This window comes from Streptomyces sp. NPDC093149, assembly GCF_044754145.1.
GTDB lineage: Bacteria > Actinomycetota > Actinomycetes > Streptomycetales > Streptomycetaceae > Streptomyces.
Genome location: NZ_JBIVON010000011.1, coordinates 106080 through 125830, shown reverse-complemented (window position 1 = coordinate 125830; position 19751 = coordinate 106080). Strand labels below are relative to the sequence as shown.

20 protein-coding genes and 2 tRNA genes are annotated in these 19751 nt (G+C 71.1%); 13 read left to right on the top strand and 9 right to left on the bottom strand.

Features of this window, described 5'->3' with window-relative positions:
• Nucleotides 1-8 precede the first annotated feature (8 nt).
• A tRNA-Gln gene (locus ACIQCZ_RS29475) sits at nt 9-80 on the top strand.
• A 24-nt stretch (nt 81-104) separates the two neighbouring features.
• Nucleotides 105-177, top strand: a tRNA-Glu gene (locus tag ACIQCZ_RS29470).
• Nucleotides 178-236: 59 nt separating this feature from the next.
• Here ACIQCZ_RS29470 and ACIQCZ_RS29465 read toward each other — a convergent pair.
• Nucleotides 237-878: a MerR family transcriptional regulator gene (locus tag ACIQCZ_RS29465; RefSeq protein ID WP_351074084.1), complete on the bottom strand. Its 642-nt coding sequence runs from the start codon at nt 876-878 to the stop codon at nt 237-239.
• A gap of 91 nt (nt 879-969) precedes the next feature.
• Here ACIQCZ_RS29465 and ACIQCZ_RS29460 point away from each other — a divergent pair, with 91 nt between their 5' ends.
• Nucleotides 970-1467 (top strand): DUF4188 domain-containing protein, encoded by a 498-nt coding sequence (locus tag ACIQCZ_RS29460; RefSeq protein WP_402286720.1) that lies wholly within the window; start codon nt 970-972, stop codon nt 1465-1467.
• A 54-nt stretch (nt 1468-1521) separates the two neighbouring features.
• Here ACIQCZ_RS29460 and ndgR read toward each other — a convergent pair whose 3' ends face one another.
• The gene (ndgR, locus tag ACIQCZ_RS29455) at nt 1522-2238 is read right to left on the bottom strand and encodes an IclR family transcriptional regulator NdgR (protein WP_030928691.1); all 717 of its coding nucleotides are present in this window, start codon (nt 2236-2238) and stop codon (nt 1522-1524) included.
• A 174-nt stretch (nt 2239-2412) separates the two neighbouring features.
• Between ndgR and leuC the strand changes: the two genes are divergently transcribed.
• From leuC to ACIQCZ_RS29435, 4 genes are all read left to right on the top strand, one after another.
• The gene (gene leuC / locus ACIQCZ_RS29450) at nt 2413-3837 is read left to right on the top strand and encodes a 3-isopropylmalate dehydratase large subunit (protein ID WP_402286431.1); all 1425 of its coding nucleotides are present in this window, start codon (nt 2413-2415) and stop codon (nt 3835-3837) included.
• Between the two features lie 5 nt (nt 3838-3842).
• Nucleotides 3843-4436 carry a 3-isopropylmalate dehydratase small subunit gene (leuD, locus tag ACIQCZ_RS29445; protein WP_402286430.1) on the top strand — a complete coding sequence of 198 codons (594 nt, stop codon included), beginning with the start codon at nt 3843-3845 and terminating at the stop codon, nt 4434-4436.
• Nucleotides 4437-4540: 104 nt separating this feature from the next.
• A complete protein-coding gene (locus ACIQCZ_RS29440) occupies nt 4541-4768 on the top strand; it encodes a hypothetical protein (protein ID WP_072487271.1) in 228 nt (75 codons plus the stop codon).
• Between the two features lie 143 nt (nt 4769-4911).
• Entirely contained in the window at nt 4912-5544 is a 633-nt protein-coding gene (locus ACIQCZ_RS29435; protein ID WP_402286428.1) for an HU family DNA-binding protein, read from the top strand.
• A gap of 95 nt (nt 5545-5639) precedes the next feature.
• Here ACIQCZ_RS29435 and ACIQCZ_RS29430 read toward each other — a convergent pair whose 3' ends face one another.
• The gene (locus ACIQCZ_RS29430) at nt 5640-5843 is read right to left on the bottom strand and encodes a hypothetical protein (RefSeq protein WP_402286426.1); all 204 of its coding nucleotides are present in this window, start codon (nt 5841-5843) and stop codon (nt 5640-5642) included.
• Between the two features lie 10 nt (nt 5844-5853).
• Nucleotides 5854-6531, bottom strand: a complete 678-nt coding sequence (gene cofC, locus ACIQCZ_RS29425) for a 2-phospho-L-lactate guanylyltransferase (RefSeq protein WP_402286717.1) — start codon at nt 6529-6531, stop codon at nt 5854-5856.
• A gap of 155 nt (nt 6532-6686) precedes the next feature.
• On the opposite strand from cofC, the gene ACIQCZ_RS29420 reads away from it, so the two are divergent.
• From ACIQCZ_RS29420 to ACIQCZ_RS29410, 3 genes are all read left to right on the top strand, one after another.
• Nucleotides 6687-7439 (top strand): lysophospholipid acyltransferase family protein, encoded by a 753-nt coding sequence (locus ACIQCZ_RS29420; RefSeq protein ID WP_402286424.1) that lies wholly within the window; start codon nt 6687-6689, stop codon nt 7437-7439.
• Entirely contained in the window at nt 7436-8446 is a 1011-nt protein-coding gene (locus ACIQCZ_RS29415) for an NAD(P)H-dependent glycerol-3-phosphate dehydrogenase (protein ID WP_402286421.1), read from the top strand. The genes ACIQCZ_RS29420 and ACIQCZ_RS29415 overlap by 4 nt, the downstream gene beginning before the upstream one ends.
• 104 nt (nt 8447-8550) lie before the next feature.
• Entirely contained in the window at nt 8551-9708 is a 1158-nt protein-coding gene (locus ACIQCZ_RS29410) for a D-alanine--D-alanine ligase family protein (RefSeq protein WP_402286419.1), read from the top strand.
• A gap of 48 nt (nt 9709-9756) precedes the next feature.
• Here ACIQCZ_RS29410 and ACIQCZ_RS29405 read toward each other — a convergent pair whose 3' ends face one another.
• Complete coding sequence (locus ACIQCZ_RS29405) at nt 9757-10245, bottom strand: DUF3515 domain-containing protein (protein ID WP_402286416.1); 489 nt, start codon at nt 10243-10245, stop codon at nt 9757-9759.
• Nucleotides 10246-10265: 20 nt separating this feature from the next.
• A complete protein-coding gene (locus tag ACIQCZ_RS29400) occupies nt 10266-10499 on the bottom strand; it encodes an Lrp/AsnC family transcriptional regulator (protein WP_093899132.1) in 234 nt (77 codons plus the stop codon).
• A gap of 323 nt (nt 10500-10822) precedes the next feature.
• Between ACIQCZ_RS29400 and ACIQCZ_RS29395 the strand changes: the two genes are divergently transcribed.
• Together ACIQCZ_RS29395 and thiD are read left to right on the top strand one after the other, a co-directional pair.
• Nucleotides 10823-11794 (top strand): thiamine-phosphate kinase, encoded by a 972-nt coding sequence (locus ACIQCZ_RS29395; protein ID WP_093545137.1) that lies wholly within the window; start codon nt 10823-10825, stop codon nt 11792-11794.
• Nucleotides 11795-11804: 10 nt separating this feature from the next.
• Nucleotides 11805-12611, top strand: coding sequence for a bifunctional hydroxymethylpyrimidine kinase/phosphomethylpyrimidine kinase (gene thiD, locus ACIQCZ_RS29390; protein ID WP_402286413.1), 807 nt, complete (start codon nt 11805-11807; stop codon nt 12609-12611).
• 83 nt (nt 12612-12694) lie between these two features.
• Here the strand turns inward: thiD and rpmB are convergent, their stop codons facing one another.
• Nucleotides 12695-12880 (bottom strand): 50S ribosomal protein L28, encoded by a 186-nt coding sequence (gene rpmB, locus ACIQCZ_RS29385; protein WP_030928661.1) that lies wholly within the window; start codon nt 12878-12880, stop codon nt 12695-12697.
• Nucleotides 12881-13137: 257 nt separating this feature from the next.
• Here rpmB and ACIQCZ_RS29380 point away from each other — a divergent pair, with 257 nt between their 5' ends.
• A complete protein-coding gene (locus tag ACIQCZ_RS29380) occupies nt 13138-14751 on the top strand; it encodes a DAK2 domain-containing protein (RefSeq protein WP_402286410.1) in 1614 nt (537 codons plus the stop codon).
• Between the two features lie 16 nt (nt 14752-14767).
• On the opposite strand, the gene ACIQCZ_RS29375 is transcribed toward ACIQCZ_RS29380, so the two are convergent.
• Both ACIQCZ_RS29375 and ACIQCZ_RS29370 read right to left on the bottom strand, forming a co-directional pair.
• Nucleotides 14768-17716, bottom strand: a complete 2949-nt coding sequence (locus ACIQCZ_RS29375; RefSeq protein ID WP_402286408.1) for a tetratricopeptide repeat protein — start codon at nt 17714-17716, stop codon at nt 14768-14770.
• Nucleotides 17713-19602 carry an HSP90 family protein gene (locus ACIQCZ_RS29370; RefSeq protein WP_402286405.1) on the bottom strand — a complete coding sequence of 630 codons (1890 nt, stop codon included), beginning with the start codon at nt 19600-19602 and terminating at the stop codon, nt 17713-17715. The genes ACIQCZ_RS29375 and ACIQCZ_RS29370 overlap by 4 nt, the downstream gene beginning before the upstream one ends.
• Nucleotides 19603-19751: the final 149 nt, after the last annotated feature.

Below are 19751 nucleotides of genomic sequence, written 5' to 3'. Positions count from 1 at the left end.
TTTCACTGTGGGCTATGGTGTAATTGGCAACACTACGGTTTCTGGTACCGTCATTCTAGGTTCGAGTCCTGGTAGCCCAGCGTAGAAATGCAAGAGCAGTACATGCCCCCGTTGTGTAGCGGCCTAGCACGCTGCCCTCTCACGGCAGTAGCGCCGGTTCGAATCCGGTCGGGGGTACAACAGAACGACAGAGAAGGGCCCTTCACTCCGGTGAGGGGCCTTTCTCTGTCGCTCCCTCAGATCCCGTACCGCCGGGCCGACTCCTCCTCCTGGGCCATTCTGCGCAGCGACATCAGCAACGGTTCGTAGAGCACGGCCGAGGCGACCGCCGTCTCCACCTGCTCCGCCTCCGTGGGGTGTGTCTCCATCATGTCCAGGTCCTGGACGGCTACTTGGTGCATGAGCCGCGCCTGCCCGGTCAGGTACTCGACATCGCAGGGATAGCCGAGGCGGATGAGGGTGGCCACCGAGGACACGAGCGCGCGATGGGCGGGGGACAGGGAGCCCAGTTCCTGGGAGGTCGCCCAGCCGAGCCGGTCCAGGAGCCGTTCGACCTCCTCGCGGGCCGCCGCCGTCTCCGGTGCCTCCTCGTCCGGGTCCGGGCCGTGAGGGAGGGACCACAGCGCGGCGCCCAGGCGGATCGTCCGGCCCAGGGACTCGTCGTCGACATGGGAGAGGACCTCGCGGGCCGTGGCCACGGGAAGACGGCCCACCTGGATCAGGGCCCGCACCAGACGCAGTCGGCGCAGATGGCTCTCGTCGTACTCGGCCTGCGTCGCGCTGACCCGGAGGCCGGGCCGCAGCAGCCCCTCGCGCAGGTAGTACTTGATCGTCGCGGTCTTGACGCCGCTCTTCTCGCTCAGCTCCGAGAGCCGCATGTGCTGTGCCTTCCCTTGCGCCACCTCTTGGGCAGTGTCACTATCCAACCATTGGATAGTGACACTCTCCAACAGGATCAGGGGGCACGACATGTTCGCGAAGCCGATACCGGGGCGGATGACCGCGGCAGCCGAGGGGGACGCGGTCGTCCTGCTCATCGGGATGCGCATCAACCACTTCTGGGGAGTGCACCACTGGCTGCCCGTCTTCGCGGCGATGCCGCGCATGCTGCGGGAGTTGAGCCGGGACAGGAGTCGCGGGCTGCTCGGCTACACGTTGCTGTCCGGCTCGCCCAGGACGTACTACGTCGTCCAGTACTGGGAGTCGAAGGAGAAGCTGTACGCGTACGCGAGCGCTCCCGACATGTTCCACCGCAAGGCGTGGGCGATGATCAACCGCAAGGAGAAGAAGTCCAGGCAGCATGTGGGGCTGTGGCACGAGACGTACGTGGTGCCCGAGGGCGGTTACGAATCGATCTACGCCGACATGCCGGCCTACGGACTCGCCGCGGCCACCGGCGTGCTGCCCATCGAGAGGCGCGGCCGACGGGGGGCGGACCGGCTCGCACACCGTTCGTCCGCGGAGTGAGGTTCCGGCAGGGGCCGCCACGACGCTGGGGCGGCCAGGAGGTGTACGGGGACGTCAGCCGTTGCGGCGCAGGGCCTCGCTGAGCCGGGCGGCCGAGTCGATGACCGCCTGGGCGTGCATCCGGCCCGGGTGCCGGGTCAGTCGCTCGATCGGTCCGGAGACCGAGACGGCGGCGACCACCCGGTTCGAGGGGCCGCGCACCGGTGCCGAGACCGAGGCCACACCCGGCTCGCGCTCGCCGATCGACTGGGCCCAGCCCCGGCGCCGTACGCCCGAGAGCGCCGTCGCCGTGAAGCGGGCGCCCTGGAGGCCGCGGTGCAGCCGCTCCGGCTCCTCCCAGGCCATCAGGATCTGGGCCGAGGAGCCGGCCTTCATCGTGAGCGTGGAGCCGACCGGCACGGTGTCCCGCAGGCCGGACAGCCGCTCCGCCGCCGCCACGCAGATCCGCATGTCGCCCTGGCGCCGGTAGAGCTGCGCGCTCTCGCCCGTGATGTCGCGCAGGTGGGTGAGCACCGGTCCCGCCGTGGCCAGCAGGCGGTCCTCGCCCGCCGCCGCCGCGAGTTCCGCCAGCCGGGGGCCGAGAATGAAACGGCCCTGCATGTCCCTCGCCACCATGCGGTGGTGTTCCAGTGCCACGGCCAGTCGATGGGCCGTGGGTCGTGCGAGCCCGGTCGCCGCGACCAGCCCGGCGAGGGTGGCCGGACCGGACTCCAGGGCGCTCAATACCAGAGCTGCCTTGTCGAGAACGCCGACGCCGCTAGAGTTGTCCATACGACGATACTCCCGTCTCACTCTGTGAAACGCAAGTTCAATTTTCGGCGGAAGTTGCGAACCTGTAGGGGCGGCCACACAACGGCCCGTAGCCACCGCCCCGCACGGGGGTCCGGACGGCGGCGCACCGAATCTCTAGTTGGGCCGGCGAAGACGCCGGCCGGAGGGAAAGCGATGGGTAGGACACTCGCGGAGAAGGTCTGGGACGACCATGTCGTCCGGCGCGCCGAAGGTGAGCCCGACCTCCTCTTCATCGATCTGCACCTGCTGCACGAGGTGACCAGCCCCCAGGCCTTCGACGGCCTCCGGCAGGCCGGACGCCGGGTCCGGCGCCTCGACCTCACCATCGCCACCGAGGATCACAACACCCCGACCCTCGACATCGACAAGCCGATCGCCGACCCGGTCTCCCGCGCCCAGTTGGAGACCCTGCGCAAGAACTGCGCGGAGTTCGGTGTACGGCTGCACCCGCTGGGCGACGTCGAGCAGGGCGTCGTGCACGTGGTCGGCCCGCAGCTGGGTCTGACCCAGCCCGGCACCACGGTGGTCTGCGGCGACTCCCACACCTCCACGCACGGTGCCTTCGGTGCCCTGGCGTTCGGCATCGGCACCAGCCAGGTCGAGCACGTCCTGGCCACCCAGACCCTGCCGATGGCCCGCCCGAAGACCATGGCGATCACCATCGACGGCGAACTGCCCGACGGCGTCACGGCCAAGGACCTGATCCTGGCGATCATCGCCCGCATCGGTACCGGCGGCGGCCAGGGCTACATCCTCGAATACCGCGGCTCGGCCATCGAGAAGCTCTCGATGGAAGCCCGGATGACCATCTGCAACATGTCGATCGAGGCCGGCGCCCGAGCGGGCATGATCGCCCCGGACGAGACCACCTTCGACTACCTCGAGGGCTGTGACCACGCCCCGCAGGGCGAGGACTGGGACGCCGCCGTCGCGTACTGGAAGACGCTGCGCACCGACGACGACGCGGTCTTCGACGCCGAGGTCGTCATCGACGCCGCCGAGCTCGCGCCGTTCGTCACCTGGGGCACCAACCCCGGCCAGGGCGCACCCCTGTCGGCACACGTCCCCGACCCGGCTTCGTACGAGGACGCCTCGGAGCGCAACGCCGCCGAAAAGGCCCTGGAGTACATGGGGTTGACCGCCGGACAGCCGCTGCGCGAGATCAACGTGGACACCGTCTTCGTAGGCTCCTGCACCAACGGCCGCATCGAGGACCTGCGGAACGCGGCCGCGATCCTGGACGGCCGCAAAGTCGCCGACGGCGTACGGATGCTGGTCGTCCCGGGCTCCGTCCGGGTCGCTCTGCAGGCCGTCGAGGAGGGCCTGGACAAGGTCTTCACCGCCGCGGGCGCCGAGTGGCGGCACGCGGGCTGCTCGATGTGTCTCGGCATGAACCCCGACCAGCTGGCCCCCGGCGAGCGCTCCGCCTCCACCTCGAACCGCAACTTCGAGGGCCGGCAGGGCAAGGGCGGCCGTACGCACCTGGTCTCCCCGCAGGTCGCCGCCGCCACCGCCGTGCTGGGCCACCTGGCCTCGCCGGCCGACCTGTCCGACGTCCGTACGCCCGCCGGAGTCTGAGAATCATGGAAGCTTTCACCACACACACCGGCCGGGCCGTCCCGCTGCGCCGCAGCAACGTCGACACCGACCAGATCATCCCCGCCCACTGGCTGAAGAAGGTCACCCGCGACGGCTTCGAGGACGGCCTCTTCGAGGCCTGGCGCAAGGACGGGGAGTTCGTTCTCAACCGACCCGAGCGCAGCGGCGCCACGGTGCTGGTGGCCGGCCCCGACTTCGGCACCGGCTCGTCCCGCGAACACGCCGTGTGGGCGCTGCAGAACTACGGTTTCAAGGCCGTCATCTCCTCCCGGTTCGCCGACATCTTCCGCGGCAACTCGCTGAAGAACGGGCTGTTGACCGTCGTGCTCGACCAGCAGGTCGTCGACGCGCTCTGGGAGCTGACCGAGGCCGACCCGACGGCCGAGATCACCGTCGACCTGGAGGCCCGCCAGGTCCGTGCCGAAGGCATCACCGCCGACTTCGAGCTCGACGAGAACGCCCGCTGGCGACTGCTGAACGGGCTGGACGACATCAGCCTCACCCTTCAGAACGAAGCGGACATCGCGACGTATGAGGTGGCAAGGCCGACCTTCAAGCCGCGTACAATTAACGCCTGAGCAGCGCGTTTCCAGGACTGCGCCCCCTGCCATCTGGTAGGGGGCGCAGTCGCTTGTTGAGACCCCGTCGGGCGACAACTCGCCCCAGATGGCACAATCGGTGCATGGAACGCGACAGCCAACTCAAGCTTTACGGCCAAGTCGCCGACCGATTGAAGGAAGCGCACACAAGAGTGCGTGCACTGCAAGTCCCGGAGGGCGTAAGGATGGCGCTGTCCCGGAAGCTGTTGGTCATCACGGCCGCGGCTAAGCACGATCTCCCGGATGCGGCAAGGCGTCTGGACCGGTTGATGAAGGACCTCGATGAGGGCCGATTCCCCGAAGGTGACTGACTCTGCGGAACTGTGCAGCGGTCGACTTCGTTGCGGCACTAGGGTGATTAGCCCGTTTCGTGTTTGATTTGCGGTATATATCTGCCTAACGTGCGAAAACGCTTGAACACTTTCGTTCTGGCAATGTCTCCGAAGGGGAAGACGTGAACAAGGCGCAGCTCGTAGAAGCGATTGCCGACAAGGTTGGCGGCCGTCAGCAGGCCGCGGACGCCGTCGACGCGGTGCTCGACGCGATCGTCCGTGCGGTTGTCGCGGGGGACCGTGTCTCGGTCACCGGCTTCGGCTCGTTCGAGAAGGTCGACCGCCCCGCCCGTTACGCCCGCAACCCGCAGACGGGTGAGCGGGTGCGGGTCAAGAAGACCTCGGTGCCCCGTTTCCGTGCGGGACAGGGCTTCAAGGACCTGGTGAGCGGCTCCAAGAAGCTCCCCAAGCACGATGTGGCCGTGAAGAAGGCGCCCAAGGGCAGCCTCTCGGGCGGTGTTGCCCGTGCGACGACCAAGGCCGCGGCCAAGAAGGCCGCCGCGAAGAAGGCCGTGGCGAAGAAGGTCACCGCCAAGAAGGCCGTGACCGCGGCGAAGACCACCGCGGCGGCCAAGAAGACCACGGCGGCGGCGAAGAAGACCACGGCGGCGGCGGCGAAGAAGACGACGGCCGCGAAGAAGGCCGTCGCCAGCAAGACCGCGCCCGCCAAGAAGGCCACGGCGAAGAAGGCGCCCGCGAAGAAGACCACGGCGCGCAAGACCACGGCGAAGAAGGCCACTGCACGGAAGAAGTGAGGCCGAGCAGCGCAGGGCCGCTCACACGCACCGGGCCGGGCTCCCCTCGGGGAGCCCGGCCCGCGGGCTGTTCTGGGCAGGGCGTGCGCAGCCGTTCAGAACGTCTGCAGGGTCACCAGGGTGATCCGCAGGTCCGCGCCCTCGCCGACGCCCTCGATCCGCACCCGCTGCCCCGGCCGCAGCAGCCGCAGACCGCCGGCGTCGAAGGCGCGGGCGTCGAATTCCACCGGGGTGCCGTCGTCGAGCAGCACACTGCCGGTGTGGGTCTCGGGGTCGTACGTGTACGAGGTCGCCTGCATGAACGGCAGCCTATCGGTCCGGCGAGGAGACCCCCGCGGCCCAGCGCCCCGCCGTGTGCGGGCCCACGCCGAGGGCCAGCGCCGCCCGCAGGTCGTCGCCGGTGTCCACGTCCTGGCGGACCGAATCGATTCCGGCCAGGACGATTTCCACCGCGCCGGAGTCCAGATGCCGGGCCCGGGAGGGGCCACCGAAAGCCGGGCGCAATTCCACGCCCGGCGCAGCCGACAGAAATGTTGTTCCGATTCCTGCCGCATCGGTGACAAATGCGCGGGGAAATTCGGCGGAATAATCGAGTACCCGGGCCAATTCCGCGGGGCGCAACGCGGGCAGATCCGCGTTGAGGGCGGCGAGGGCGGCCCCGGGCCGCTCGGCCCGTACCGTCCGCTCACCGTGCGCCAGGGCCGCGTTGAGGCCGCTGTCCGGTTCGTCGGGCACGACGCGCGCCCCGAGGGCCGCGAGAGCCGCCCCGGCCTCCGTGTCGTCCGTGACGACCACCACATCCCGTACCGCCCGGCAGGACAGGGCGGCGGTCACGGTGTCCCGGGCGAACGCGAGGGCGAGACGCGGGCGCAGCGCGGCGCCCGCCACCGGCGCGAGCCTGCTCTTGGCCCGTGCCAAGGGCTTCAACGGGACGACCAGGGTCCAGGGACCGGCCGGGTCGGTGTTCGTGGCGTTCTCCCCCTCGATGCGCTTCGCCGCCTATTCTCGCCTGCCGGTGCGAGAACCCGGAGGGTCGGTCCCGAAAGCGGGGCGTACGGTGTTCTCGACAGAGCAGGGGCCTGGGGCGAGACTTGACCGTCGGTAGCCAGGCAGAGTTCAGGTCCTTAGAGGAAGGTGTCCGAGTGTCCCGCCGCAGAATCGGCTTCTGGTACCGCCTGGCGGCGGTCATCGCAAAACCGCCGTTGGTGGTTCTGTTCAAGCGTGACTGGCGGGGAATGGAGCACATTCCGACCGACGGCGGATTCATTACTGCGGTCAATCACAACTCGTATCTGGACCCGCTCTCCTACGGTCACTTCCAGTACAACACCGGACGCGTGCCCCGGCTTCTCGCCAAGGCGGGGCTCTTCAAGACCCCCTTTGTCGGAATGATGCTGCGCGGCACCGGACAGATCCCCGTGTACCGCGAGACGACCAATGCGCTGGACGCCTTCCGGGCCGCCGTGGACGCCATCGAGCGCGGCGAGTGCGTCGCCTTCTACCCCGAGGGCACCCTCACCCGCGACCCCGACATGTGGCCGATGGCCGGCAAGACCGGCGCCGCCCGCGTCGCGTTGATGACGAAGGCTCCGGTCATCCCGGTCGCCCAGTGGGGCGCCAACCTGGCGATGCCGCCGTACGCCGAGGAGAACAAGCTCCGGCTCTTCCCCCGCAAGACCCTCCAGGTGCAGGCCGGACCGCCCGTCGACCTCTCCCGGTTCTACGACCAGGAACCGACGCCCGACATCCTGCGCGAGGCGACCGAGGTCATCATGGCCGCGGTGACCGCGCAGCTGGAGATCGTACGGGGCGAACCGGCCCCCGCGGAGCCGTACGACCACCGCAAGGCCCGTGCAGAACAGCGGCGCAAGGCCGAAGGGAAGGGACCCAAGTGACGCACCCCGCAAAGGCGGCCGTCTTCGGAACCGGCTCATGGGGTACGGCCTTCGGCGTGGTTCTCGCCGACGCCGGCTGCGAGGTCACCCTCTGGGGCCGCCGCGCCGAGGTCGCCGAGGCCGTCAACACGACCCGTACCAACCCGGACTACCTGCCCGGCATCGAACTCCCCGCGTCGGTCCGGGCCACCACCGACGCCGCTCAGGCGCTGGACGGCGCCGACTTCGCCGTCCTCGTGGTGCCCTCGCAGACGCTGCGCGCCAACCTCGCCGACTGGGCCCCGCACATCGGCTCCGACACCGTCCTCGTCTCGATGATGAAGGGTGTCGAACTCGGCACCGCGAAGCGGATGAGCGAAGTCATCGAGGACGTCACCAAGGTCTCCGCGGACCGCATCGCCGTCATCACCGGCCCCAATCTGGCCAAGGAGATCGCCGAACGCCGCCCCGCCGCGGCCGTCGTCGCCTGCCAGGACGAGTCCGTGGCCCAGCGTCTCCAGGCCGCCTGCCACACCTCGTACTTCCGCCCGTACACCAACACCGATGTGGTCGGCTGCGAACTCGGCGGCGCGGTCAAGAACGTCATCGGCCTCGCCGTGGGCATCGCCGACGGCATGGGCCTCGGCGACAACGCCAAGGGCTCGCTCATCACCCGGGGCCTCGCGGAGACGACCCGACTGGGCCTCGCCATGGGCGCCGACCCGCTGACCTTCTCCGGACTCGCGGGCCTCGGCGACCTGGTGGCCACCTGCTCCTCGCCGCTCTCGCGCAACCACACCTTCGGCACCAACCTCGGCCGCGGCATGACGCTCCAGGAGACCATCGCGGTCACCAAGCAGACCGCGGAGGGCGTCAAGTCCTGTGAATCGGTGCTCGATCTGGCCCGCAGGCACGGCGTCGACATGCCCATCACCGAGACGGTCGTCGGCATCGTCTACGAGGGCAAGCCGCCGATGGTCGCGCTGAGCGAGCTGATGTCGCGCAGCGCGAAGCCCGAGCGGCGCTGACGACGGGTACGGGGGTGCGCAGGGCGGTGGACGTTCGCGGACGCCGCTCCAGCGGCCCCGGCCACGCTGACGCGAGGGGTACCAGCAGGTACGCTCAACGCGATATGAGCAGCGAGAACCTCCCCCAGAGCCCGGAGCAGCAGCTCCGCAAGCCGCGTGTGGCCGTCGTGTTCGGCGGCCGCAGCTCCGAACACGGCATTTCGGTCGTCACGGCCGGCGCCGTCCTGAACGCCATCGACCGGACCAAGTACGACGTCCTGCCGATCGGCATCACGACGGACGGCCGCTGGGCGCTCACCGCCGACGAGCCCGAACGCATGGCCATCAAGGACCGGCAGATGCCGGACGTGGCCCAGCTGGCCGAGTCCGCGGAGGGCAGCGTGGTGCTCTCGGCCGAACCCGGCAGCCGAGAGGTGGTGTACAGCGAGCCCGGCTCGGTCCCCAAGGCGCTGGGCGAGGTCGACGTCGTCTTCCCCGTGCTGCACGGCCCCTACGGCGAGGACGGCACCCTCCAGGGACTCCTGGAGCTCTCGGGCGTTCCGTACGTCGGCGCCGGGGTGCTCGCCTCGGCGGTCGGCCAGGACAAGGAGTACATGAAGCGGGTCTTCACCTCGTTCGGGCTGCCGGTCGGCCCGTACCTCGTGGTACGCCCCCGCGAATGGGACACGAACCCCTCCGGTGCCCGCAAGCGCATCGTGGACTTCGCCGGTGACCACGGCTGGCCGCTCTTCGTCAAGCCCGCCCGAGCCGGTTCGTCCTTCGGCATCACCAAGGTCGACGACCTGTCCGGTCTCGACGAGGCGATCGAGGAAGCCCGCCGCCACGACCCCAAGTTCCTGGTCGAGTCGCTGCTGCGGGGCCGCGAGATCGAGTGCGGGGTGCTGGAGTTCGAGGACGGCCCGCGCGCCAGCGTGCCCGCCGAGATCCCGCCGGTCACCTCGCACGACTTCTACGACTTCGAGGCCAAGTACATCGACTCGGCCGCCGGGATCCTGCCCGCCCCGCTCACCGAGGAGCAGACGGCGGAGGTCCAGCGCCTCGCGGTCGAGGCCTTCGAGGCCGCGTCCTGCGAGGGCCTGGTGCGCGCCGACTTCTTCCTCACCGAGGACGGCGGCTTCGTGATCAACGAGATCAACACGCTGCCGGGCTTCACCCCGATCTCCATGTATCCGCGGATGTGGCAGGAGAGCGGCGTGAGCTACCAGGAGCTGGTGGACCGGCTCATCCAGGCCGCCTTGAACCGGCCGACCGGCCTGCGCTGAGACGGCTTCGCACCGTAGGGCGTGCACTCGCGATGCGAGGTGCACGCCCTACGGGCTGCTGGGGACCGTCTTCTTGACAGCAGGGGCGAACGCGGCCAACAGGCTCGCGTCATGGGCGTACGCCGTCGAGGCGCTCACCTCGACATACGCCTTGCGATAGGTCGTCGTGAAGCGCGGGCCGGCGTCCTCCGGCTGCTCCAGCAGCCAGTTGACGCCGTCCGCCTCGGCCCCCTTCGCCATCGGGTCGTCCATCTTCGCGGGCCGGGGGACGCCGCAGCGCAGTACGATCGCTCCGTCCCCCCACTCGGCGGTCAGTTCGGACTTCGTCCCGGTGTCACCACGGTCGAGACCGGCAACGGTCCTCGGCAGTTCCTTGTGCAGCGCACGACAGTAGGCTGCGGCTTCCGGAGACGGAGTGGGTACCGTGACCGACGCCGTGGCGTCCGTCGAGGTGCAGCCCGCCGCGGCCAGCAGCAGCGCGGCAACGGACGGACCGAGAAACAGTGGGTGGCCGAACCGGCGGCGCAGTGATGTCACCGGCCCAGCGTAGACGGGGACTACAGATGAACGACCGGGCAGGTCAGGGTTCGGGTGATGCCTTCCACCTGCTGGACCTTGGCGACCACCATGCGGCCGAGTTCATCGACCGTGTCGGCCTGGGCACGCACGATCACGTCGTAGGGGCCGGTGACGTCCTCTGCCTGGATCACTCCCGGAACTTTGGCGATGGTCTCGGCGACGGTCGACGCCTTGCCCACCTCGGTCTGAATAAGGATGTACGCCTGTACCACGGAACCTCCAGGGCGGCCACGAGGATCATGTGGGGGAAAGGGACGCCACGGTATCGCGTTGCCGCGGGCCGCGGGGAGACCTACGGGCCGGTTGACGTCCACAGCGTGGCGTACGCAAGACACAGGTTGACGTATCTCTTGACAGTACCGACAGCAGCGACGGCCCGCGACCGTGCACGCAGCGGTGCGAACGGGGGACGGGCATGCCGATGAGAACCGGTGCAGACTGCTCCCTGCGACGGCGGTCGGTCCACGATCCGGACCCCCGGTCGCTGAAGCAGCCCGGACGATCGTCCGGCGCGATAGATGAGAGGTGAGACTCGGTGAAGGGAACCGTGGGCGAGTTGGGGGAGTTCGGGCTCATCAGGGAGCTGACTTCCCGGCTCACCACCACTCCGGCGGTCCGGCTCGGTCCCGGCGACGACGCCGCGGTCGTGTCGGCCCCCGACCGCAGGGTCGTGGCCAGTACGGACATCCTGTTGGAGGGACGGCACTTCCGCCGCGACTGGTCGACGGCGTACGACGTCGGCCGCAAGGCCGCCGCCCAGAATCTCGCCGACATCGCCGCCATGGGCGCCGTGCCCACCGCGCTGCTGCTCGGCCTCGTCGTCCCCGCCGAACTCCCGGTCACCTGGGCCGGCGAGCTGATGGACGGCATCCGTGACGAGTGCCAGGTCGCCGGTGCGGCCGTGGTCGGCGGGGACGTGGTGCGCGGCGAGACGATCACCGTCTCGATCACCGCACTCGGTGATCTGCGCAACCACGAACCGGTCACCAGGTCCGGTGCCCAGCCCGGCGACGTCGTCGCCGTCACCGGCTGGCTCGGCTGGTCCGCCGCCGGGTACGCCGTGCTCTCCCGTGGTTTCCGCTCGCCCCGCGCCTTCGTCGAGGCCCACCGCCGCCCCGAACCGCCGTACCACGCGGGCCCCGCGGCCGCAGGGCTCGGCGCCACCGCGATGACGGACGTGAGCGACGGACTCGTCGCCGACCTCGGACACATCGCCGAGGCCAGCAAGGTCCGGATCGATCTGCGCTCCGGACTGATCGACATCCCCTCGCAGATGTCCGACATCGGACAGGCCGTCGGCGTGGATCCGCTGCAGTGGGTGCTGACCGGGGGAGAGGACCACGCGATCGTCGCCACCTTCCCGCCGGACGTGAAGCTGCCCGCCCGCTGGAAGGTGATCGGCGAAGTCCTCAACCCCTCGGCGCTGCCGCAGGTGACGGTCGACGGAGCGCCCTGGACCAGCAAGAGCGGCTGGGACCATTTCGGGGACATCGAGGACGCCCAGTAGATTCAGGCACATGCCCTCGACTGCTGCCGTACCTGCCTGTGTGCTCACCGTCGCCGGATCCGACTCCGGCGGCGGCGCGGGTATTCAGGCCGATCTGAAGACGATGCTGGCGCTCGGCGTGCACGGCATGAGCGTGCTGACCGCCGTCACGGCCCAGAACTCGCTGGGGGTGCAGGGCGCCTGGGAGTTGCCCGTCGAGGCCGTACGCGCCCAGTACCGCAGTGTGGTGGACGACATCGGTGTACGGGCGGTGAAGACCGGCATGCTGTCGTCGGCCGCGCTCGTGGAGACCGTGGCCGAACTCCTCGCGGAGACCGACGCCCCCGTCGTCGTGGACCCGGTCGGGGTCTCCAAGCACGGGGACCCGCTGCTGGCCGCCGAGGCACTCGATTCGGTGCGGACGAAACTGCTTCCGGTCGCCACGGTCGCCACCCCGAACCTGGACGAAGTGGCGCAGCTCACCGGTGTGAACGTCACGGACGAGACCGGAATGCGACAGGCCGCCACCGGGATGCTCGGGTTCGGACCGCGCTGGGTCGTCATCAAGGGCGGGCACCTGTCCGGCGAACCCGTGGATCTGGTGACGGACGGCACGGAGGAGCACTGGCTGCGCGCGACGCGGCACGACAACCGGCACACGCACGGCACAGGCTGCACACTCGCCTCCGCCATCGCCTGCGGACTGGCCCTGGGGCAGGACGTACCGACAGCGGTGCGGGGTGCGAAGGACTATGTCACCGGGGCGATCGCGGCGGGCTTCCCGCTGGGTGCCGGGATCGGCCCCGTCGACCACGGCTGGCGGACGCGCACCGTGTGAGCACGCCGGGCACAGCAAAAAGCCGGTCCACCGAGGCGGACCGGCTTTTTGGGCAACCGGAAGGCTGCGCTACGACGGGAACGTCAGCGCGCGACCTTGCCGGCCTTGATGCACGAGGTGCAGACGTTGAGCCGCTTCGGCGTCCGACCGACCACGGCACGCACGCGCTGGATGTTGGGATTCCAGCGACGGGACGTACGGCGGTGCGAGTGCGAAATGTTGTTGCCGAAGCCCGGCCCCTTGCCGCAGACGTCGCAGTTGGCAGCCACGGGTCACTCCAAAGACTTCAGGTGCACTTACAGTGAATTCCGGCGCGCCGGATTCATTTGACTGAAGTGGCGGTACCGGGGAATGGCCCGACTCTCGTCGGGCAACCGAAGCAGCATACAACGGCCGCGTCGGTAGAACGAAACTACCATGGGTTCCGCCGCCCCCCGCCCGCCCCTGTCTCCGCCGGACCCGGCGTTCGGGGACTACTCTGCGGTGCAGCCGGCCACGTACGGCCGATTCCGAGGAGGACCGACAGGTGCCGCAGACCGCCGACGACATGGACGCCGTCGCGGTGCGTACCTGGTGCTCACTGGCCCTGGAGGCGCTGGGCCGGGAGCGCGCGGCGATCGACGCGATCAATGTGTACCCGGTCGCGGACGGGGACACCGGCACGAACCTCTATCTGACCGTGGAGTCCGCCACCCAGGCCGTCGAAGCGGTCTTCGCCGCACACGAGACCGGCACGACGGCCCCCGTCGCCGCCGACGCGGTACGGGCCATGGCGCACGGGGCGCTGATCGGCGCCCGCGGGAACTCCGGCACGATCCTGGCCCAGCTGCTGCGCGGGATGGCGGGGGTGCTGGGCGACGGGCACGACGCGGACCATCTGCGCCGGGCGCTCACCGCCGCCGCTGCCGCCGCCCGGCAGGCCGTCGCCCACCCCGTCGAGGGCACCGTGCTGACGGTGGCCTCCGCGGCCGCCGAGGCCGCCGGGCGCACGGCGGACGACGCCGGAACCGCGGAGGTCGCACGGGCGGCGTACGAGGGGGCGCGGACGGCCCTGGAGGAGACCCCCGGGCAGCTGGAGGTCCTCGGGCGCGCAGGCGTCGTGGACGCCGGTGGCCGGGGCCTGGTGACAGTGCTCGGGGCGCTCGTCGAAGCGGTCTCCGGGAGGGCGCCCGAGCACATGTACACGGCCGCGCCCGCGCCCCAGGTCGCGGTGGTGGAGAGCTGTGCGCAGGGCGGGCCGGCCTTCGAGGTCATCTACCTGCTGGAGGCCGCGGACGACGCCGTGGACCGGCTGCGGAACCGGCTCGACCGGCTCGGTGACTCGCTCGTGGTGGTGGGCGGCGACGGGCTGTGGAACGTCCATGTGCATGTCGACGACGCGGGTGCGGCGGTGGAGGCCGGCGTCGAGGCGGGGCGGCCGTACCGGATCCGGATCACCCACTTCGGTGCGGACCGGGTGCACGCCCAGGCCGAGCCCGTGCAGCGCGCGGTCGTCGTGGTGGTCCCCGGCGACGGCCTCCGCGGGCTGTGCAAGGAGGCCAGCGCGACGACGGTCCTGGCGCGTCCCGGCGAGCCGCCCGCCAGCGGCGAACTGGTCGACGCGATCCGACGGGCGCACGCCCGCGAAGTGGTTCTGCTGCCCAACGACGCCGAGTTGCGCCACACCGCGGCCGCCGCCGCCGAACAGGCCCGCGCGGAGGGAGTCAGGGTCGCCCTGATCCCGACCCGGGCCGCCGTCCAGGGCATCGCCGCCCTCGCCGTCCACGAACCCGACCGCAGCTTCGACGAGGACGTGGTGGCGATGACCGCCGCCGCCGGTGCCACCCGCTACGCCGAACTGGCCGTCGCCGAGCGGCAGTCGTGGACCATGGCGGGCATCTGCCAGGCCGGCGACGTCCTGGGCCTGATCGACGGCGACGTCGCGGTGATCGGCGAGGACGTGCCGGAAACGGCCCGCACCGTGCTGGACCGCATGCTGGCGGCGGGCGGTGAACTGGTCACCCTGGTCCTGGGCGAGGACGTCCCCGACAGCCTGGCCGACGCGCTGGAGGAGCACGTGCGCGAGGGCTATCTGGCGGTCGACACGGTGGTGTACCGGGGCGGCGACCAGCGCGCTCCCCTGCTGATCGGCGTGGAGTAGGGCCGGGGCGGGGTCCTCAGCCGCCGGACGGGCCCGATCTCCCGTCCACGTACTTCAGCAGCGCCTCGGCCTCCGCACGACGCTCCCGGCCCGTCTCGTCGGGCTCCCCGGTCCCGTAGATCTCGAGGATCCTGCGGGCCCGGGTCCGCGCGGCGTCCGGATGGCCCAGGTCGGCCTCCAGCCAGGCGGCCGTCAGCTCGGTGGCGGTGCGCGGTCCGAGGAACTCGGGGCCGGCCTCCGTGAAGCGGTCGATCGCCCGGTGCACATGGCCGAGAGCCTCCTCGAACTCCGGTGCCCCGCCCGGTTCGCCCTGGCACAGGTGCGCGATCAGCTCACCGGTCTGGCGGTGGGTGTCCGCGAGCTCCGCCAGCAGCCGAGGCGCCCCCTCCACCGGTCCGGACGCCAGGGCCGCCTCGCACTCCCGCTCGGCCGCCGCCATGAACTCCCGTGCCGCGGCCGGGCCCGACTGCCCCTCCCGGATCGCGATCCAGGCCCGCACCCGCAGCGTCCGGACGAGCGCCGGGACGTCACCCAGCTCGCGCCACAGCTCCCCGGCCCGCGCATAGGCCCGCTCCGCCTGGGAATCGAGATCGGCCCGGTAGAGGGCCTCCGCGGCGAGACCGGCGAGCATCGCGTGGTCGTGCTGCTCGGGCCAGTGGCGGGCGATGTCGGCCGCCTTCAGCCAGTGCCCTGCCGCCTCGCGCGGCTCGCGCAGCTCGGTGAGGGACTCACCGAGCCACCACAGCGTCTGCACCACCATGCCGTCCCCGTGCTCCTCGGCCGTGATGTCCGGCAGCACGGCCTCCAGCACCGCCGCCGCCTCCGCCGCCCGGCCCAGCCGCAGCAGCCAGCCGCCGAGCCGATGGCGGGCATGGACCCCGAGCGTCGCGCTCTCGCCCGCCTCGTCCGCCCAGTGCGCGGCGTCCAGCGCGTGCTCGGTCGCCTCGTCGAACTGCCCGGCGGCGCCGAGGACTTCGGCGAGCCCGAGGTGCAGCTGGGACCGTCCCGCGGCAGGGACGAACGCCGCTCCGTGCTCCAGCGCGGCGCGTGCGGCGCGTTCGGCCCTCCCGTGCTCGTCGAGCCAGGTGGCGAGCGCGGCCGTCTTGGCCTCGTACTCGACGGCGTACCACGGCAGCCCGGCGGCATGGGCCCCGGCGGCGGCCCGCTCGTACAGCTCCAGCGCGCCCCGCGGATCGCCCCGGTACCTCGCGACGTCGCCGAGAAGATCCAGCGCCTCCGTGAACCGGGTGACGACCGACCCCTCGGCGCACAGCGGTTCGGTGAACGCGAGCAGTTCCCGCGCACCCTGTTCCAGACCGGCGACAGCCGCCTCGGCGGACTCCTCGTCCGAGGCCTCGCGCACCAGCCGGCCGAGAACGCGGGCCCGGCACATCAGCACGGTGCTCGCCTGCCGGGCGGTGGCCCCGCCCCCGGCGTGCAGCGCGAGGGCCCGGTCCAGGAGCGGTGCGAGCTCGGCCAGCGCCTCCTGCGCGCGACCGGTCTCCAGCGAGCGGGCGTACGCGGCCCTGGCCGCCGCGGCCGTGGCCTCGCCCGGGTCGCCCGCGGCCTCGTACAGTCCCGAGGCGGTCCGGAAGGACGCGACCGCCTCGGCGGGCGGCAGGGAACCGTCCATCGCCCGGTGGTCCTCGACGCACGCGCGGTCGTGGTCCGACAGCCCGGCCGCCGCCCCGTCCGACTCGGCGGCGCGGCGGGCGACGGCTCCCCAGGCGGCCTCCGCGTCCGGGTGCTGGGCGTCCGAGAGACGGTGCGCCTCGGCCAGCAGACCTGCCAGGTCGAGCGGCGCGTCCACCACCCCGCTCGGGGCCGCGTCCGGCTTCCCGGCCGCGGTGGTGAGGCGTGCGGCCCGTACGCCGAGCGGCAGCCGGTCCAGCAGCGGCTGCCGGTCCAGACGCTCCCGCACCAGACCGCTGATGTACGCGTTGCCGTTGCGCTCGTCGAAACGGGCGGCCAGCGCGAGCGCCTGCGCACGGGCGTGCACGGCCAGCGAACGCGCCGTCCAGCCGGTCCCCGCGGGCCCCGGTACGGTCTGCTCGCCGTGGCCGAGAGCGGTCAGCCGGTCCATCAGCAGGGCGGTGACGGCCAGGAAGTCCATCAGGCTGCCGGGGTTCCCGCTGTCGGTGAAGTACGCGGGCCGCTCGGCGATGATCTCAAGGGCACGGGCCTCGTTGCCGGTCAGGGCGCAGAACTCGATGTGCTGGGCCGCGGAGTCCCGCATGCTCTCCATCGACCGGACCATGCGGTACCCCCGCAGATGGTGGGCGCGCGCCTGCTCCGCGCGTCCCGTCCGCAGCAGCGGGAGGAGCGAGGCCGCCAGCACCGCGTGCGGCTCATGGGCGCAGGTGTGCTCACCGGCCAGCACCGGCGCCCAGGTCTCCAGTGCCTCGGCGTCCAGACCGCGCTGCACCTGCCAGCCACCCTGTTCGTGCAGCTCACAGGCGTGACAGTTGGCCATCCGGTCCCGGTCGGCTGCCTGCCAGGCGGCAAAGGCCCGCTCGGCCCGCGCCAGGTCGCCCAGGTGCCGGGCGATCTCCAGCTCGCCCTGGCGCACGGCCCGCTCGGAGTGACCGGCCAGCCGGTAGCGGTGCTCCATCTCGCCCTGCCACTTCTCGATGGCGGCGAGCGGGATGTGCGGCTGGTCGACCATGGAGCTGGAGACCCACTTGAACATCCAGAACAGATGGTGGGTCATGAAATCACCGAAGGCTCCGGGCTGTTCGTCCCACATGCGCAGCAGCCGCGCGAAGGGCACGAACATCTTGTCCTTCTCGGAGCTGTAGTTGTAGACCTGCAGCTGATGGGTGAGCGCCTCGACGAGGAGGGCGGCGTCCCCGGTCTGCTCGGCCTCGGCGAGCAGCCGTTCCGCACGGGCGTTGCGCGCGGGGCCCTCCGGTTCCGCGTCGTTCTCCCGCAGGGCCTGGCGGATCGTGGTGCTGTCGAGGCTCATCGGCCGTCCTCCTGGGGGTCCGCGGGGGAGTGCCCCGGTACCGCGGGGTGGGTGGCCCACTCCAGCAGACCGACGAACGCCCGGTTCAGCAGCGCCGAATCGGCGGGCCGCAGCGGGCGCTGCGCCATCAGCAGCGCCTGCCCGTACAACGCCTCGGTCGCGGTCGCGGCCAGCTCCGGGCTGTCCAGCGAACCGATCCGCCGGACCAGTGGGTTGAGGTGGTTCAGTACGAGCCGGGCGCGCGGCGCACTGCCGCGCAGCGAGCCGAGGATGCCCGCCCACAGGTCGTCCGCCTGCCCCTCCGCCTCGGCGCGGGCCTGCTCGTGGCGGGCCGCCCGGTCGTCGAGGTGCAACGCGGGCACGGTCAGCGGATGGAAGGCGCGCAGCGCCACGTCACAGCCCAGCGGGTCCAGCCGGGCGCGGGCCGCGGCCAGGAAGGCGCCGAGCGCCAGCTCCTGTGCCGGATCGACGGAGTCCAGATGAGCGGTGACGGTATCGGCGTCCAGCTCCGCGACCGTGGTCCCGGGACGGACCGAAGGCAGCCGCTCGACCAGCTCCGTGTCGTACGTGTAGCCGCCGTTGACCACCCCGATGCCCTGCGCCGAGGCGATCGGCGCGACCTGCCGGTACTCCTCCACGGTCCGCGTGAAGTGCACCACCGGGTGGCGCCGGGCGAACTCCTCCAGCGACAGCCGTCCGTCCGTCGTCTCGAACGGCAGCCACGGCAGCATCGTGCGCAGCATGGCGCTGTCGTGCCGGGCGAGCGACTTCACCCCCAGGTGGTGCACGGAGAGGAACTCCGCGAGCCGCTCCGGATCACCCGCGGCGAGCCCGGTGAGCCAGTCCCTGATCCGGTCGCCGAGCGCCTCCCGCACGGCGGCCAGGGTCTCGTCCGCGTACAGCGCCTCGCGCGAGGCGGTGGGCCGCAGGCTGTCCGTGTCGAGGACGCAGCGCACGAAGAACGCCCAGTCGGGCAGCAGCTCGTCGGCCCGGTCCGTCAGCAGCATCCCCTTCAGATGCACGCGGTGGCCCGCGCGCTGCGCCGGGCTGACGGCGGACGGAAGGACATAGGCGACACCGCGGATCCCGGCGAGCGGCAGATCCAGGTCGATCGCGTCGAGCGGCGAGAAACCGAACTGCTCGTGGCAGTGGCGCGCGAGCGCCACCCGCCGCGCCGCCGGGGTCGGGTACGGCCGGTCCCACGCCGCGGGAAGATCGGTGACGGCCGCCTCGCCGACCCGTACGTCGTAGGGCAGGAGCGAGCCGAAGTCACGGGCGAGGGAGAGGACCCGCTCCTCGGCGAGCCAGTCCGCGCTGCCGGGGCGGGCGGTCAGATGCACGGTGGTGCCGGGCTCCGGACGGGCGCTGTCCGGCAGCGTACGCACGGTGTACGAACCGTCGTCGCGGGCGCACCACTCCACGGGCGGTGAGCCGGGTGTCCGCGCCGACCGGCTGATCACCCGGATCTCCGCCGCCACGACGAAGCAGGCCAGCAGCCCGATGCCGAACTGGCCGAGGAACTCGGTACGCGCCGACGCCAGCCCCTCGGCCCCGTCGCGTTTGGAACTGCGGCCGATCGTCGCGAGCAGGCTGTGCACATCGGCCTCGGTCAGACCGATCCCGCTGTCCTCGACCCGCAGCCGTCCGCCGTCCGCGTACAGCCGCACCAGGGCGGGCGCGTCCTGCTCCTCGGCGCGGCGGGCCGTGATGGCGTCCACGGCGTTCTGCAGCAGCTCACGGAGGTAGACACGAGGGGAGGAGTAGAGATGGTGGGAGAGGAGATCGACCAGTCCGCGCAGATCCACCTGGAAGGTGTGCGGCGACCGATCGGGGAAGGGTTCGGAATGCTCGGGGGACGCGGAATTCGCTGAGGTCTCAGATGTCATCGTCGCAGCGCCGGTGGGGGGACTTGCGACAGCGCGGGTCGGGCGATCCCGTGAAGGGTGATCGCGAGCCGGAAGCGTGGGAGCCGATCCTAGGGGTGCGGCGACGATTCCTACCAGGGGATTCCGGTGATCCGCGTGGTGCCCGCCGG